The organism is Streptomyces sp. NPDC051582, from assembly GCF_040681715.1.
GTDB lineage: Bacteria > Actinomycetota > Actinomycetes > Streptomycetales > Streptomycetaceae > Streptomyces.
Window position 1 is genome coordinate 13,280 of the sequence record NZ_JBFAZJ010000021.1, and the last position, 14,990, is coordinate 28,269.

Consider the following 14,990-nt stretch of genomic DNA (forward strand, 5'->3'; position numbering starts at 1 on the left):
TCCACCCTCCGGTTGCTCCACCCTTTCGTCACCCCCCTAGACTGGACATCCAGCAGGTGGCTACACGCTCGAAAGGCGCCCTCGTGTCCATCGGCAACTCCAACTCCCCCGAAGATGAGCGTCCTTCGACCGACGACCGGTCCGAGGACCGCATCATCGAACGCAAGGCCGAAGGACCGTCCATCGGGACGGCCCTGAAGAAGGCCCGGATCGCCGCCGGGCTCACTGTCGACGAGGTCAGTTCCACCACCCGCGTGCGCATCCCGATCGTGCACGCGATCGAAGCTGACGATTTCACGCGGTGCGGCGGCGACGTCTACGCCCGCGGTCACATCCGTACGCTCGCCCGCGCCGTCCACATCGATCCGGAACCCCTGGTCGACGCGTACGACGCGGCCCACGGCGGCCGGCCGGCCCCCACGCCCGCCGCGCCGATGTTCGACGCCGAGCGCATCCGTCCCGAGCGGCAGCGGCCCAACTGGACCGCGGCCATGGTCGCCGCCATCGTCGCCGTGATCGGCTTCGTGGGCTTCACCGCCTTCGGCGGCGGCGACGCCAAGGAGAAGCGGCCGGTGGCGGACGCCTCCGCCGCCCCGCAGGCGGCGCCCAAGCAGTCGGCCGGGAAGCCGGCCGCCCAGCCGCAGCAGCCCGCGAAGCCCGCCAAGCCGGAGCCCTCGGACAGCGCGATCGCCGCCGCGCCCAAGGACGTCGTCACGGTCGTCCTGACGGCCAACGACGGCGAGAGCTGGATCTCCGCGAAGGACCACAGCGGCCGGCTCCTGTTCGACGGGACGCTGACCCCCGGCCAGTCCAAGACGTTCACGGACAAGGAGTCCATCGACCTCGTCCTCGGTGACGCCGGGGTCGTGAAGCTCTTCGTGAACGGCAAGGAGATCAAGGACGATTTCCAGCCGGGTCAGGTGGAACGCCTCACATACACCAAGGACGACCCCCGCCAGGGACCGGCCCAGGCGGGCTGATACAGCGCTGAATCCGTGATTCCGGGTCCCCGGGGTGCTGCGCCGCACCCCGGGGATCTTGGTTTACCGGGACTTGGGGCGGGGGCCGGCGTTTGGACAAAGTAGTCTTGAGTCCATGCCCGAACGCCGTACCGTCGCCCTTGTCACTCTTGGCTGCGCCCGTAACGAGGTGGACTCGGAGGAGCTCGCAGGCCGCTTGGCGGCGGATGGCTGGGAGCTCGTCGAGGACGCCGCCGATGCGGACGTCGCCGTCGTCAACACCTGTGGCTTCGTCGAAGCCGCCAAAAAGGACTCCGTAGACGCCCTGCTGGAAGCCAACGATCTCAAGGATCACGGCAAGACCCAGGCCGTCGTCGCCGTCGGCTGCATGGCCGAGCGCTACGGCAAGGAGCTCGCCGAGGCGCTCCCCGAAGCCGACGGCGTGCTCGGCTTCGACGACTACGCCGACATCTCCGACCGCCTCCAGACCATTCTGAACGGCGGCATCCACGCCTCCCACACCCCGCGCGACCGGCGCAAGCTGCTGCCGATCAGCCCGGCGGACCGCCAGGAGAGCGCGGTCGCACTGCCCGGCCACGCGCAGGAGCCGGTGGCCGAGGCCCCCGCCGACCTGCCGGACGGGGTCGCGCCCGCCTCCGGGCCGCGCGCGCCGCTGCGCCGCCGTCTGGACAAGAGCCCGGTCGCCTCGGTCAAGCTCGCCTCCGGCTGCGACCGGCGCTGCTCCTTCTGCGCCATCCCGTCCTTCCGCGGCTCCTTCATCTCCCGCCGCCCCAGCGACGTGCTGGGCGAGACGCGCTGGCTCGCCGAGCAGGGCGTCAAGGAGATCATGCTGGTCTCCGAGAACAACACCTCGTACGGCAAGGACCTCGGCGACATCCGCCTGCTGGAGACCCTGCTGCCCGAGCTGGCCGAGGTGGACGGCATCGAGCGCGTCCGCGTCAGCTACCTCCAGCCGGCCGAGATGCGGCCCGGCCTGATCGACGTACTGACCTCGACCCCCAAGGTCGTGCCGTACTTCGACCTGTCCTTCCAGCACTCGGCCCCCGACGTGCTGCGCTCCATGCGCCGCTTCGGTGACACCGACCGCTTCCTGGAACTGCTGGACACCATCCGTTCCAAGGCCCCGCAGGCCGGCGTCCGGTCCAACTTCATCGTCGGCTTCCCCGGTGAGACCGAAGCCGACTTCAAGGAGCTGGAGCGCTTCCTCACCCACGCGCGGCTCGACGCGATCGGGGTGTTCGGCTACTCGGACGAGGACGGCACCGAGGCCGTCACGTACGCGAACAAGCTGGACGAGGACACGATCGCCGAGCGGCTCGCGCACATGCAGCGACTCGCCGAGGAGCTCACCTCGCAGCGCGCGGAGGAGCGGATCGGGGAGACCCTGGAGGTGCTCGTCGAATCCGTCGAGGCGGTGGGCGGGGCCGACGAGGACGAGGCCGGTGCCTACGGGCGGGCCGCGCACCAGGCGCCCGAGACCGACGGCCAGGTCGTCTTCACGGACAGCACGGGCCTGGTGCCCGGCCGCATCGTGACGGCGAAGGTCGTCGGCACCCTCGGCGTCGACCTGGTGGCCGAGCCCCTGCACCTCGACGAGGAGGCGGCCGGATGACCGGAGCCCCGGCATCTGCGGCGGGCGGGACCGGCCGCCGGCCCGCGCCCGGCGCGAAGCTGGGAGCCGCGGCGGTCAATCAGGCCAGCCTGTGGAACATCGCGAACATTCTGACGATGATCCGGCTCGTCCTGGTGCCGGGCTTCGTCCTGCTGCTGCTCGCCGACGGGGGCTATGACCCCGTCTGGCGGGCGTGGGCGTGGGCGGCTTTCGCCGTAGCCATGATCACGGACATCTTCGACGGGCACCTGGCCCGCACCTACAACCTGGTCACGGACTTCGGGAAGATCGCCGACCCCATCGCCGACAAGGCGATCATGGGGTCGGCGTTGATCTGTCTCTCCTGGCTGGGCGACCTGCCCTGGTGGGTGACCGGCGTGATCCTCGGGCGGGAACTCGGGATCACGCTCATGCGTTTCTGGGTCATCAGGTACGGAGTGATTCCCGCCAGCCGGGGCGGCAAGCTCAAGACCCTGGCCCAGGGAACGGCGGTGGGGATGTACGTGCTCGCGCTGACCGGGCCGCTGGCCTCCCTGCGCTTCTGGGTGATGGCGGTCGCCGTCGTGCTGACTGTGGTCACCGGTTTGGATTACATCCGGCAGGCCGTGGTGCTGCGCCGCCAGGGTCTGGAAGCGGAGCGGGCCGCGAGGTGACACACGCGGTGGGGGAATCTCCGGAGTCCGGTGGGGCGCCTTCGGGCGCCGCGGAGCCGCCTGCGGAGACGGGGACCCCCGCCGCGCTGGCCGCAGAGGTGCTGCGGTTGCTTGCGGAGAGTGATCAGAGCCTCGCCGTCGCGGAGTCGCTGACCGGTGGGATGGTCGCCGCGGAACTCACGGGCATCGCCGGGGCCTCCCGGTCGTTCCGCGGTTCGGTCACGGCGTACGCCACCGAGCTGAAGCACCGGGTCCTGGGGGTGGACGCCGGGCTGCTGGCCGCGGAAGGTGCGGTGAACGCGCAGGTCGCGGCCGAGATGGCGGCGGGCGTGCGGCGCGTGCTGGGGGCATCGTGGGGGATCGCGGCCACCGGGGTGGCCGGTCCGGACCCGCAGGACGGGCAGCCGGTGGGCACCGTTTTCATCGCCGTGGCGGGTCCGGCGGGCAGGAAAACCGTCCCGCTGAGGTTGAACGGCTCCCGTACGGAAATTCGTAGGGAGAGTGCACGGACAGTGCTCGAACTGCTCTCAAGCGAACTCCGCGAGTATGCGCGGGGGCAGGATACGGAACAGAACGGGGGGATTTGATGTTTGCAGCCCTGAGTGAACACGACATAGCTCCCCGCACGGCCGCCGCGCGAGGCGGTACGGTGGGGCGTGAAGGATGCGGCTACACGGTCAGAGGAGGGAGCCACCGATGATTCTGCTCCGTCGCCTGCTGGGTGACGTGCTGCGTCGGCAGCGCCAGCGCCAGGGCCGTACTCTGCGCGAAGTCTCCTCGTCCGCCCGAGTTTCTCTCGGCTATCTTTCCGAGGTGGAGCGGGGGCAGAAGGAGGCATCCTCCGAGCTGCTCTCCGCGATCTGCGACGCGTTGGACGTACGGATGTCCGAGCTGATGCGCGAGGTCAGTGACGAACTGTCGCTGGCTGAGCTGGCGCAGTCGGCCGCGGCAAGCGAACCGGTCACGGTGCCGGTCCGCCCGATGCTCAATTCGGTCTCCGTGGCTTCGGTCACGGGCGGCCCGGAGCGGGTGACCATCAAGGCGCCTGCGGAAGCGGTGAATGTCGTAGCCGCGTGAGCCCCATGCGCGAGCTGTGAAGAAATGAGCGTGGCCGGAGCCCCGGCCGGTGCATCAGCACCGGCCGGGGCTCCGGGCCGTTCTGGGTGCGCTGTCGGGGGGTGTACGGGAGGATGGGGGCTCCGGCGGAGTCCGGATCGCGGCCCTGATCCCGGGAGGCAGCCGTGCGGCGTTACCTACGCATACCCCCGGTACTGGGCATACCCCCGGCGGCGGCCCTCGCGGTGGCGCTGGGCGCGCTGTGGTGGTGGGCGGTGCTGCGGCTGGCGCTGGCGCCGGGCGACTCGGGCCCGGTGGAGGGCGCGGTGGCCGTGGGCGGCTGGGGGCTGGGGCTGTTGCCGGTGCACTGCACGCCGGGGCCCGCACGCAGGGCCCGGCGGGCGGCGGCGGAGTCGGCCGACGGGGGTCGGGTCGAGCCGGTCGACGGGGGCGAGGCCGGGCCGGCGGACGTGGTGCCGGGTGACGGGGCGCTCACCAGGGCATCGACACTCCGCCGTTCGGGCGCAGGATCTGGCCCGTCATGAAGGACGAGGCGTCCGAGGCGAGGTAGAGCACCGCCTGGGCGATGTCCTCGGGCTCGCCGACGCGGCGCAGGGGGGACATCCGGACCATCGCGGCCTCGGTCTGCTCCTGGACCTCGGGGCCGTGCCGACCGGTCATGGGGGTGCGGATCCACCCCGGGGCGACGGCGTTGACGCGGATGCCGTGGGGGCCCGCCTCGGTGGCGAGCGTCCTGGTGAGCTGGACGACGGCGGCCTTGGCCGCGCTGTAGCAGAGCAGGCCGGGCTGGGCGGCGTCCACGGCGCCGGAGGCCATCGTGACGATCGAGCCGGGGCGGCCGGACGCGATCATGGCGCGGGCGGCTTCCTGGCAGGTGCGCAGCACTCCCTTGAAGTTGATGTCCAGGACCCGGTCGAGGTCCTCGTCGGTGGTGTCCAGGACGCTGCTGGTGTGCATGATCCCCGCGATGGCGGCGGTGATGTCGAGCGGTCCGGCGGCCGCTGCGGCGGCGCGCAGGGCGGCCCGGTCGGTGACGTCGAGGGGGTGGAGGGTGGCGGATCCGCCGGCCTTGGAGACGAGGTCCGCCGTCTCGGCGATGCCCTTTTCGTCGCGGTCCGCGCAGTGCACGGCGGCGCCCGCCCCGGCGAGGAGGACGGCGGTGGCGCGGCCTATGCCGCTCGCGGCGCCGGTGATCAGGGCGGTCCGGCCGGTGAGGTCGTACGGGGCTCTGGGTGTGGGCATGCCGGGACGGTACGACCGGATCTGACGGAGCGTCAACTAGGCGGAGGGGTTCCGCGGGTTCGCACGGGCCCGCGGGGTCGGGCCGGACTGGCAGTGGGGGCACCAGTACGTCGGACGGTCGTCCTGCGGGGCCTCGCGGACGGGGGTGGCACAGCGCAGGCAGGGGCGGCGGGCCCGGCCGTACACGAACAGCTCCTGGCCGCGGCGGCGCAGGCCCGTGGTGTTGCGGATTGGGCCGGCGCCGGTGTTGGCGCGCAGCAGGCGGTGGGCGGCGCCGGCCAGGCGGACGGCGGTGGTCGCGGGGTCGGGGAGGTCGCCCACCGGCGTCCAGGGGGTGACCTGGGCGAGGAAGCAGAGCTCGCACTTGTAGATGTTGCCGACGCCGGCCAGGTTGCGCTGGTCGAGGAGGGCCTCGCCGAGCGGGCGCCCGGGGGTGGCGAGGAGGTTGGCCGCCGCCTTCTGCGCGTCCCAGTCCGGGCCGAGGAGGTCGGGGCCGAGGTGGCCGACGGCCCTGTCCTCCTCGGCGGTGCGCAGCAGTTCGACGACGGGGAGGCGGTAGCCGACGGCCGTCCGCCCGGTGGTGCCGAGGACGGCGCGGATCTCGTACGAGGGGCCGCCGTGCCACTTCTCGTCCGGGCCGAAGATCCGCCAGGAGCCGTCCATGCCCAGGTGGGTGTGGAGGGTGAGGCCGCCCTCGAAGCGGGCGAGGAGGTGTTTGCCGCGCGGGGTGACGTCCAGGGTGGTGCGGCCGGTGAGGTCGGCGGTGGCGAAGCGGGGGACGCGCAGGTCGCTGCGCGTCAGCTGGTGGCCGGCCAGGGCGGCGTGCAGCCGGGCCGCGGCGCGCCAGACGCTGTCTCCTTCGGGCATGGCGCCATTGTCGCCCCGCGGGGCCGGGCCGGGACGGCCGGAGCCCCCGCCGCGCCGTGGCGCGGTCGGGGGCCCGGTCGGGGAGAAGGCGCAGGCCCTACTTCCAGAAGAGGCCCTTGCTGTCGTTCAGGTTGTTGTACGGGTCGCCCCAGTACTCGGCGCCGACCACCTTCGTCTGGGCGGACGGGGCCAGGGCGATGGCGCAGCTGGTCTGGGTCTGGCCGTTGGTGAAGCCCTTCGGCAGCGTCTCGTCCTTGCACTTCTCGAACTTGCCGATGACGGAGACGCCCTGGGCCTCGGAGCCGTCGGGGAGCAGGCCCTTCATGTGGCTGACGGAGGCGAACGAGAGGTCCGTGGTGCCGGTGTTCTTGACCGAGTAGCGGATGTAGTAGGGGATCATCCCCTTGACCTTGTCGCCCAGCTTGAGCGAGTCCAGGTCGGCCGGCTGGCCCTGCTCGACGGTGGTGATGGTGAGGGCGATGGCGCCCTTCGTGCTGCCGGAGCTGAACGGCACCTGCGCCGTCTCGCCGATCTTGAAGGTCTGGCCGGGCTTCGCCTGGCCCGCGGCGGGGGCCTGGCCGCCGTCGGCGGAGGGGCTGGCCGGGGTGCTCGGCTGTGCGGAGTCCTGCCCGCCCTGGCCGGCCGGTGCGCTCGACTGCGCGGGTGCGACCTCTTCGTTGCCGTTCTTGCAGCCGGTGAGGCTCAGGGTGCCGGCAACCGCCAGGCCGATGACGCCCGTTGCTGCTCGTCGCATGGTGTTGGTGCTCACTTTTCAGGTCCCCCATGAGTGTGATCTTTTGGCGTGGCATCGTCAGGATCGATGCCTGCGGTGATCTTGATAGTCCATAAAAGGGCGGGGTTGCCAGCTGAAGAGGGCTTCGTGACGTGCTCAAGACATAAGCGGGACATAAGTGGGATGGTCGAGACCGGAATGCCGGATTCCGGCACAGGATCCCCACACCGGATTCACGAGCGCATGCGCAGGCCCCGGGGCGTGGCGTGGAAGCCGGCCGCCTCCAGGGCCGGGCCCAGCGGGGAGGTCAGCGCGGGGGCGGCGTTGATGCGTTCCACCGTGAGCGCCGGGAGCGTGCCGATCCGGGAGGCCGCCGCCAGGGCCGCGGTGGCCGCCGCGAGCCGGGGATCCTCCGCCGGGGGCCAGGCCAGCAGCGTCTTGCCGCCCCGCTCCAGGTACAGGACGAGCTCGCCGTCGACCAGCACCACCAGCGAGCCCGCCTTGCGGCCGGGCCTCTGCGTGGCCCCGGCCGGGGGCTCCGGCCAGGGCAGCGCCGCCCCGTACGCGTTCGCCGGATCGGCCGCCGCCAGGACCACCGCCGCCAGCGGGGGCGGATTGCGTTCGGCCGAGCGCAGCCGGTCCACCGCGCCGTCCATCGCGAACTGGGCCGCGCCCAGGCCCTCCACCACATAGCCGCGGCGGGCCTGACCGCTGTCCTCGAAGGCCGACAGGACCCGGTACACGGCGCTGAAGCCGCCCTCCACGCCCTCGGCGGCCACCGCGCCCCGCGTGACCACTCCGTGCCGGTCCAGCAGGGTCCGGGCCAGCGCGTGCGCCCGGTGGGTGGGGTCGGGGGCCTGGGCGGGCAGCAGCGACCAGCGGCCGGAGACCGTGGGCGGCCCCGGACGCGACACCTGGGTGCTGAGCGCCCCGTAGCGGCCGCGCGGCACCGTGCGCCGGGCCCGGTGGGCGGTGGCACCCGCGGTGCGGCCCGAGCCGAGCAGGGAGCGCAGCGGGGAGAGCGTGTCATTGGTGAGTCGGCCCGACCAGGCCAGGTCCCAGACGGCATCGGACAGTTCGAGGTCGGTGGCCTCGGACCACTTGGCACGCACCGACTCCGCGAGCTGACGGAAGAACAGCCCGTACCCGCCGGACAGGGTGTCGAGGATCGACTGGTGCAGGGGCGTCAGCTCCAGCGGGTGCGCCGGGGGCAGCAGCAGCGGGGCCGCGTCCGCCAGGTAGAGCGAGACCCACCCGTCCTTGCCCGGGAGGGCCCCGGATCCCGCCCAGACCACCTCCCCGCTGGTGGTGAGCTCGTCCAGCAGGGTCGGGGAGTACCCCGAGACCCGCGAGGGGAGGATCAGCCGCTCCAGCGCCGAGGCGGGCACCGGCGCGCCCTGGAGCTGCTCGATCGCCCTGGCCAGGCCGTCGATGCCGCGCAGGGAGCCGCCCAGGTGCTGCCACTGCGGCAGGAAGGTGGCCAGGGAGGTCGGCGGGACCGGCTCCAGCTCCTGGCGCAGCGCCGCCAGCGAGCGGCGGCGCAGCCTGCGCAGCACGGTCGCGTCGCACCACTCCTGGCCGATGCCGGCCGGGTGGAACTCGCCCTGCACCACCCGGCCCGCCGCCGCGAGCCGGTGCAGGGCGCCCTCGGTCACCGCCGCGCCCAGGCCGAAGCGGGCGGCGACGGCGGCCGTGGTGAACGGCCCGTGGGTGCGGGCGTACCGGGCCAGGAGGTCGCCGAGCGGGTCCTTGACCGGCTCGGTGAACGCCTCCGGAACCCCGACCGGGAGCGCCGTGCCCAGCGCGTCGCGCAGCCGGCCCGCGTCCTCGATCGCCGCCCAGTGGTCCGCGCCGGCGATCCGGACCGCGATCGCCCGGCGGGCCCGGGCCAGGGCCTGCGGCCAGGCCGGATCGGCGCCGCGCTCGGCCAGCTCGGCCGTGGTCAGCGGGCCGAGCAGGCGCAGCAGGTCCGCCACGGACTCGGCGTCCTTGGCCCGGCGGTCCTCCGTCCGCCACTGGAGCTCCCGCTCCAGCTCCTCCAGCACCTCGGCGTCGAGCAGTTCGCGCAGCTCCGCCTGGCCCAGCAGCTCCGCCAGCAGGCGGGAGTCCAGCGACAGCGCGGCCGCCCTGCGCTCGGCGAGCGGCGAGTCCCCCTCGTACAGGAACTGGGCCACGTACCCGAAGAGCAGCGAACGGGCGAAGGGCGACGGCTCGGGGGTGGTGACCTCGACCAGGCGGACCCGGCGCGCCTCGATGTCCCCCATCAGCTCCGTCAGGCCCGGCACGTCGAACACGTCCTGGAGGCATTCCCGTACGGCTTCCAGCACGATCGGGAACGAACCGAACTCCGAGGCCACCTGGAGCAGCTGGGAGGCGCGCTGGCGCTGCTGCCACAGCGGGGTCCGCTTGCCGGGACTGCGGCGCGGCAGCAGCAGGGCGCGCGCCGCGCACTCGCGGAACCGGGAGGCGAACAGGGCGGATCCGCCGACCTGGTCGGTGACGATCCGGTTGATCTCGCCCTGGTCGAAGGCGACGTCCGCGGCGCCCAGCGGGGCCTGCTCGTCGTCGAACTCGAAGGCGTGGGAGGCGGCGGGGTCGTGGTCCAGGAGATCCATCGAGAGCAGGTCCGCGTCGGGCAGCCGGAGCACGATCCCGTCGTCGGCATGCATGACCTGCGCGTCCATGCCGTACTTCTCGGCGAGGCGGGCGCCGAGGGCCAGTGCCCACGGGGCGTGCACCTGGGCACCGAAGGGGGAGTGGACCACGACCCGCCAGTCGCCGAGCTCGTCACGGAACCGCTCGACCACGATCGTCCGGTCGTCCGGGACGTGGCCGCAGGCCTCGCGCTGCTCCGCGAGGTACGCCAGGACGTTCTCCCCGGCCCAGGCGTCGAGCCCGGCCGCCACCAGGCGCAGCCGGGCGTCCTCCTCGGCCAGGCCGCCGAGCTCGCGCAGGAACGCGCCGACCGCACGGCCCAGTTCGAGGGGCCTGCCCAGCTGGTCGCCCTTCCAGAACGGCAGCCGGCCCGGGACCCCGGGGGCGGGGGAGACCAGGACCCGGTCACGGGTGATGTCCTCGATCCGCCAGGAGGTGGTGCCCAGCGTGAACACGTCGCCCACGCGGGACTCGTAGACCATCTCCTCGTCGAGCTCGCCGACCCGGCCGCCGCCCTTCTTCGGGTCGGCCCCCGCGAGGAACACGCCGAACAGGCCCCGGTCCGGGATGGTGCCGCCGGAGGTGACCGCGAGGCGCTGCGCCCCCGGCCGTCCGGTGATCGTCCCCGCCACCCGGTCCCACACGACCCGGGGTCGCAGCTCCGCGAACGCGTCGGAGGGATACCGGCCCGCCAGCATGTCCAGCACCGCCGTGAACGCCGACTCCGGCAGCGCCGCGAACGGCGCCGCCCGCCGCACGAGGGCCAGCAGCTCGTCCAGCTGCCAGGTGTCCATCGCGGTCATCGCGACCAGCTGCTGCGCGAGCACGTCCAGCGGGTTCGACGGGATGCGCAGGGACTCGATCGACCCGCTGCGCATCCGCTCCGTGACCACGGCCGCCTGGACCAGGTCCCCGCGGTACTTGGGGAACACGACGCCCGTGGAGACCGCGCCCACCTGGTGCCCGGCGCGGCCCACGCGCTGGAGCCCGGAGGCCACCGAGGGCGGGGACTCCACCTGCACCACGAGGTCCACCGCGCCCATGTCGATGCCCAGTTCCAGACTGGAGGTGGCGACGACGGCGGGCAGCCGGCCCGCCTTCAGATCCTCCTCCACCAGCGCCCGCTGCTCCTTGGAGACCGAGCCGTGGTGCGCCCGCGCCAGCAGCGGCGGGGCCCCCTGGGCGGCCCCCGACTGGGCCATGATCTCGGCCGGCGGCGGCGCCCCCTCGGCGAGCTGTTCGCCGGTGGCGCGCTCGTACGCGATCTCGTTCAGCCGGTTGCACAGGCGCTCGGCGAGGCGGCGGGAGTTGGCGAACACGATCGTGGAGCGGTGGGCCTGGACGAGATCCGCGATCCGCTCCTCCACATGCGGCCAGATCGAGGGCTTGTCCCCGCCCTCCCGCCCCTCGGTGGCCGGCGAGCCGCCCAACTCGCCCATGTCCTGGACCGGGACGACCACCGACAGGTCGAACTCCTTCGCCGAGGGCGGCTGGACGATCTCGGCCTTGCCGCGCGGCGCGAGGTAGCGGGCCACCTCGTCCACCGGCCGGACCGTCGCCGAGAGCCCGATCCGGCGGGCGGGGCGCGGCAGCAACTCGTCCAGCCGCTCCAGGGACAGGGCCAGATGCGCCCCGCGCTTGGTCCCCGCGACCGCGTGCACCTCGTCCAGGATCACCGTCTCGATCCCGGCCAGCGCCTCGCGCGCCGCCGAAGTCAGCATCAGGAACAGCGACTCGGGCGTGGTGATCAGGATGTCCGGCGGCCGGGTGGCCAGCGCCCGCCGCTCCGCCGGCGGGGTGTCCCCCGAGCGGATCCCGACCCGGATCTCCGGCTCGGGCAGGCCCAGGCGGACCGACTCCTGGCGGATCCCGGTCAGCGGACTGCGCAGATTCCGCTCGACGTCGACGGCGAGGGCCTTCAGCGGGGACACGTACAGCACGCGGCAGCGCTTCTTCGGCTCGGCCGGCGGCGGGGTGGAGGCGAGCTGGTCGAGGGCGGCGAGGAAGGCCGCCAGGGTCTTGCCGGAGCCGGTCGGCGCCACGACGAGCACGTCGGAGCCCTCCCGGATGGCCCGCCAGGCCCCCTCCTGCGCGGAGGTGGGCGAGACGAAGGCCCCCGTGAACCAGGAGCGGGTCGCGGGGGAGAACGCGTCGAGCGCGGAGCCGGCCATGCCCCCATCCTGCACCCGGGCACCGACAACGGCCCGGACCTGGGCAAACGCCCCGGGCCTGGCGGGGCGCAGAATGGGGGCATGGCGGACAGGGCGCAGGAGTCGGTCGAACGGGAGTGGGCCCGGCACTGGCAGTACGCGGAACTGCCCGGCCTGGACCTGCTGCGCGCCCACTACGTCCACCACACCTTCCCGCGCCACGCCCACGACGGGTACGTCATCGCGGCCGTCACCGGCGGCATCGAGGAGGTCGGCCTGCCCGCCGGCATCGTGCGGGCCGGGCCGGGCAGCGTGGTCCTGATCAACCCCGAGGTGGCGCACACGGCGCGCGCCGGGGTCCCGGAGGGCTGGGCGTACGCGACCCTCTACCCCTCCCGGGAGCTGATCGCCGAGGTGGCCGCGGAGATCGCCAGCCTGCGCGGGACCCCCGGCTTCACCGCCGACTCGGTCACCGATCCGCAGACCTCGTACGTGATCACCGAAGTGCACCGGGCCGCCGAGGAGGGCAACGCGCTCGCCGCCGACACGCTGCTGCGCGGGGCGGTCGCGCGGATGCTGACCCGGCACGCCGGGCCGCTGCCCGCCCGGACGGTCCGCGGCGCGGGCGCGGCCGACGCGGCGGCGGCCCGGGCGGCGCTCCTGGAGCGGATGGCGCGGCCGCCCTCGCTGGAACAGCTCGCCGCGGAGCTGGGGACCAGCCCGTTCGCCCTGCTGCGGGCCTTCCGGGAGCGGTACGGAATGCCGCCGCACACCTGGCTCACCGACGCCCGAGTCCGCCGGGCCCGGGCGCTGCTGGACGCGGGCACCGCGCCGGCGGAGGCGGCCGTGGCCGTCGGCTTCACCGACCAGCCGCACCTGAACCGCCATTTCACCCGCATCGTCGGCGTCCCCCCGGGCGCGTACCGGCGGGAACGGGCGGGTGGCGGAGGTGCGGCCGGGGGCGCGCCCGGGGGTGCGGCCGGGGGCTGAGCCCGCCGGGCGGACGAGCCCCCGCCCGGCCACGGCCGGCGCCCCCACGTGCAAGAACGTACAAGACCCGGTCGGGGCGGGCTGCGTACGGTCGCGGAGTGGGAGAGCGACAGATGGTGAGGCAGGAGAGCCCCGGCGGGGTCGAGGACCGGCCGCGGGCGGCCGTCGTACGCGACGCGCTCGGGGTCGGCGTGGCCGTCGGACTGTCCGGGTTCGCGTTCGGGGTGACCGCCGCCGGAGCCGGGATCAGCGTGCTCCAGGCCTGTGCGCTGAGCCTGCTCGTGTTCACCGGGGCCTCGCAGTTCGCACTCGTCGGAGCGCTGGCCGCGGGCGGAAACCCGTTCACCGCGGCCGCCGGGGCCTTCTTCCTCGGCACGCGCAACGCCTTCTACGGGCTGCGGCTGTCGCAGCTGCTCGCCCTGCCCCGGGCCGTGCGTCCGCTCGCCGCCCACTGGGTGATCGACGAGACCACCGCCGTGGCGCTGGCCCAGCGCCACCGCAAGTCGGCGCGGCTCGGGTTCACCGTGACCGGGCTGAGCCTGTACGTCCTGTGGAACCTCACCACCCTGCTCGGCGCCCTCGGCGCCGAGGCCCTCGGGGACACCGCCGCGTGGGGACTGGACGCCGCCGGACCGGCCGTCTTCCTGGCCCTGCTCGCGCCCATGCTGAAGACCGCCACCGAGCGGGCCGTCGCCGCGCTCGCCCTCGTCCTCGGGCTGGGCCTGCTGCCCGTACTGCCCGCCGGACTGCCGGTGCTCGTCGCCGCCCTCGCCGCCCCCGCGATCCTCTGGCTGAAGGGATGCCGCCCGTGAACGTCTGGATCGCCATCGCGCTCACCGTCGTCGGCTGCTACGCCCTCAAGCTGACCGGGCTGCTCGTGCCCGCCGGGGTGCTGGAGCGGCCCGCGGTGCGCCGGCTCGCCGCCCTGCTGCCGGTCGCACTGCTCGCCGCGCTCACTGCCCAGCAGACCTTCAGCACCGGGCACGAACTCGTGCTCGACGCCCGCGCCGCCGGGCTGGCCGCCGCGGGGCTCGCCCTGCTGCTGCGGGCGCCGTTCCTGCTCGTGGTCGCCGCCGCGGTGGTCGTCACCGCCGGGGTCCGGGCCCTGGGCGGTTAGGCCGGGTCCCCCGGGGGATCGCCGGTCAGCGGACGGCCGTACGCGCGCAGGGTCAGCAGGGCCTCCAGGGTCGCGATCGGGCGCCGCTCCAGCGAACTGCCCGGCGCCCACGCGAGCCGCCGGACCGGCCAGCCGCCGTCCTGCTGCTGCCCGGCGGCCAGGAAGTCCAGCGAACGCCGCAGCTCCTCGTCGGTGAACCAGCCGCGCGCCAGCGACTCCGGCCGTCTGGCGACGTCGTGCGGGAACAGCTGCTCGCCCGGCGCGCAGCCGGGGTACGGCGGGTACTCGCGGCGCCGGCGCGGGTCGAGCACGACCAACCGCTGCTCGCGCACGAGCCGCCCCAGCCGGTCCGCTGCGGCCACCGCCCGCGCCCGGTCGGGGGCGCCGTCGAGGAAGGCCGCGGCGCTCTGGATCTCGTACGGGTCCGTGCGGCGCAGGTTCTCGACGCGCTCCCAGCAGAAGTCGGTGGCCCGGAACAGCCACGCGTGCCAGATCCGGTTGCGGTGCAGTACGCCGACCACCGGGCCCGTGGTCAGCAGCGCGCCCGGCGGATCGTCGTGCACCGGGTGGTACGGGGCTGCGGGGTAGCCGTGCGGCGCCGGGAGCACCACCGGAAGCGCGCCGTCCGCGGTGGAGACCCGGGTCAGGTGACGGCAGAGCCGCTCGATCCGCTGGCCGGCGCAGCGGCCCAGGCCGTCCAGGATCCGCAGGGCGTGGGCGGTGTGCAGCGGATGGCTGAGCGGACCGCGCAGGTCCGGATCGAGGGCGTGGCCGTAGCCGCCGTCGGCGTTGAGGTACGAGCCGAGGGCGGTGTCCACCGCGTCGGCTTCCCCGCCGAGGAAGTGGAACGCGAACCGCCGCTGCTCCAGAACCCGGGCCGTGAGCCAGATGAACCGCTCGGCGCGGGCCAGTGT

14 protein-coding genes are annotated in these 14,990 nt (G+C 73.9%); 9 read left to right on the forward strand and 5 right to left on the reverse strand.

Annotated features, from left to right (window positions below; all coding sequences use genetic code 11):
- Window positions 1-83 precede the first annotated feature (83 nt).
- The 6 genes from AB0M92_RS25380 to AB0M92_RS25405 all read left to right on the forward strand — a co-directional run bounded on the left by AB0M92_RS25380 (window position 84) and on the right by AB0M92_RS25405 (window position 4,846).
- Window positions 84-980, forward strand: coding sequence for a RodZ domain-containing protein (locus AB0M92_RS25380; protein WP_366104585.1), 897 nt, complete (start codon window positions 84-86; stop codon window positions 978-980).
- 115 nt (window positions 981-1,095) lie between these two features.
- Window positions 1,096-2,592, forward strand: a complete 1,497-nt coding sequence (gene rimO / locus AB0M92_RS25385) for a 30S ribosomal protein S12 methylthiotransferase RimO (RefSeq protein ID WP_366104586.1) — start codon at window positions 1,096-1,098, stop codon at window positions 2,590-2,592.
- Window positions 2,589-3,245, forward strand: a complete 657-nt coding sequence (gene pgsA / locus AB0M92_RS25390; protein WP_366104587.1) for a CDP-diacylglycerol--glycerol-3-phosphate 3-phosphatidyltransferase — start codon at window positions 2,589-2,591, stop codon at window positions 3,243-3,245. The genes rimO and pgsA overlap by 4 nt, the downstream gene beginning before the upstream one ends.
- Before the next feature lie 86 nt (window positions 3,246-3,331).
- Window positions 3,332-3,832, forward strand: coding sequence for a CinA family protein (locus AB0M92_RS25395; RefSeq protein WP_366104683.1), 501 nt, complete (start codon window positions 3,332-3,334; stop codon window positions 3,830-3,832).
- 109 nt (window positions 3,833-3,941) lie between these two features.
- Window positions 3,942-4,322 (forward strand): helix-turn-helix transcriptional regulator, encoded by a 381-nt coding sequence (locus AB0M92_RS25400; RefSeq protein ID WP_048477521.1) that lies wholly within the window; start codon window positions 3,942-3,944, stop codon window positions 4,320-4,322.
- Between the two features lie 164 nt (window positions 4,323-4,486).
- Entirely contained in the window at window positions 4,487-4,846 is a 360-nt protein-coding gene (locus AB0M92_RS25405; RefSeq protein ID WP_366104588.1) for a hypothetical protein, read from the forward strand.
- On the opposite strand, the gene AB0M92_RS25410 is transcribed toward AB0M92_RS25405, so the two are convergent.
- The 4 genes from AB0M92_RS25410 to AB0M92_RS25425 all read right to left on the reverse strand — a co-directional run bounded on the left by AB0M92_RS25410 (window position 4,794) and on the right by AB0M92_RS25425 (window position 11,990).
- Window positions 4,794-5,564, reverse strand: a complete 771-nt coding sequence (locus AB0M92_RS25410) for an SDR family NAD(P)-dependent oxidoreductase (RefSeq protein WP_366104589.1) — start codon at window positions 5,562-5,564, stop codon at window positions 4,794-4,796. The genes AB0M92_RS25405 and AB0M92_RS25410 overlap by 53 nt on opposite strands.
- Window positions 5,565-5,600: 36 nt before the next feature.
- Window positions 5,601-6,431 carry a DNA-formamidopyrimidine glycosylase family protein gene (locus tag AB0M92_RS25415; RefSeq protein ID WP_366104590.1) on the reverse strand — a complete coding sequence of 277 codons (831 nt, stop codon included), beginning with the start codon at window positions 6,429-6,431 and terminating at the stop codon, window positions 5,601-5,603.
- Between the two features lie 97 nt (window positions 6,432-6,528).
- Window positions 6,529-7,200, reverse strand: a complete 672-nt coding sequence (locus AB0M92_RS25420) for a hypothetical protein (RefSeq protein WP_366104591.1) — start codon at window positions 7,198-7,200, stop codon at window positions 6,529-6,531.
- A 197-nt stretch (window positions 7,201-7,397) separates the two neighbouring features.
- Window positions 7,398-11,990 (reverse strand): ATP-dependent helicase, encoded by a 4,593-nt coding sequence (locus AB0M92_RS25425; RefSeq protein ID WP_366104592.1) that lies wholly within the window; start codon window positions 11,988-11,990, stop codon window positions 7,398-7,400.
- An 81-nt stretch (window positions 11,991-12,071) separates the two neighbouring features.
- On the opposite strand from AB0M92_RS25425, the gene AB0M92_RS25430 reads away from it, so the two are divergent.
- From AB0M92_RS25430 to AB0M92_RS25440, 3 genes are all read left to right on the forward strand, one after another.
- On the forward strand, window positions 12,072-12,959 hold the full coding sequence (locus tag AB0M92_RS25430; RefSeq protein ID WP_366104593.1) for an AraC family transcriptional regulator: 888 nt from the start codon (window positions 12,072-12,074) through the stop codon (window positions 12,957-12,959).
- A 113-nt stretch (window positions 12,960-13,072) separates the two neighbouring features.
- Complete coding sequence (locus AB0M92_RS25435) at window positions 13,073-13,771, forward strand: AzlC family ABC transporter permease (protein WP_366104684.1); 699 nt, start codon at window positions 13,073-13,075, stop codon at window positions 13,769-13,771.
- On the forward strand, window positions 13,768-14,076 hold the full coding sequence (locus tag AB0M92_RS25440) for an AzlD domain-containing protein (RefSeq protein ID WP_366104594.1): 309 nt from the start codon (window positions 13,768-13,770) through the stop codon (window positions 14,074-14,076). Before AB0M92_RS25435 ends, AB0M92_RS25440 begins: the two co-directional genes overlap by 4 nt.
- Here the strand turns inward: AB0M92_RS25440 and AB0M92_RS25445 are convergent.
- Window positions 14,073-14,987, reverse strand: coding sequence for a hypothetical protein (locus tag AB0M92_RS25445; RefSeq protein ID WP_366104685.1), 915 nt, complete (start codon window positions 14,985-14,987; stop codon window positions 14,073-14,075). The genes AB0M92_RS25440 and AB0M92_RS25445 overlap by 4 nt on opposite strands.
- Window positions 14,988-14,990: the final 3 nt, after the last annotated feature.

What these genes read in the sequence shown, in the direction of transcription:
- rimO (WP_366104586.1), top strand. Translation starts at nt 1,096, where the DNA reads ATGCCCGAACGCCGTACCGTCGCCCTTGTCACTCTTGGCTGCGCCCGT.
- AB0M92_RS25410 (WP_366104589.1), bottom strand. Translation starts at nt 5,564, where the DNA reads ATGCCCACACCCAGAGCCCCGTACGACCTCACCGGCCGGACCGCCCTG.
- AB0M92_RS25435 (WP_366104684.1), top strand. Translation starts at nt 13,073, where the DNA reads ATGGTGAGGCAGGAGAGCCCCGGCGGGGTCGAGGACCGGCCGCGGGCG.
- AB0M92_RS25400 (WP_048477521.1), top strand. Translation starts at nt 3,942, where the DNA reads ATGATTCTGCTCCGTCGCCTGCTGGGTGACGTGCTGCGTCGGCAGCGC.
- AB0M92_RS25430 (WP_366104593.1), top strand. Translation starts at nt 12,072, where the DNA reads ATGGCGGACAGGGCGCAGGAGTCGGTCGAACGGGAGTGGGCCCGGCAC.
- pgsA (WP_366104587.1), top strand. Translation starts at nt 2,589, where the DNA reads ATGACCGGAGCCCCGGCATCTGCGGCGGGCGGGACCGGCCGCCGGCCC.
- AB0M92_RS25415 (WP_366104590.1), bottom strand. Translation starts at nt 6,431, where the DNA reads ATGCCCGAAGGAGACAGCGTCTGGCGCGCCGCGGCCCGGCTGCACGCC.
- AB0M92_RS25425 (WP_366104592.1), bottom strand. Translation starts at nt 11,990, where the DNA reads ATGGCCGGCTCCGCGCTCGACGCGTTCTCCCCCGCGACCCGCTCCTGG.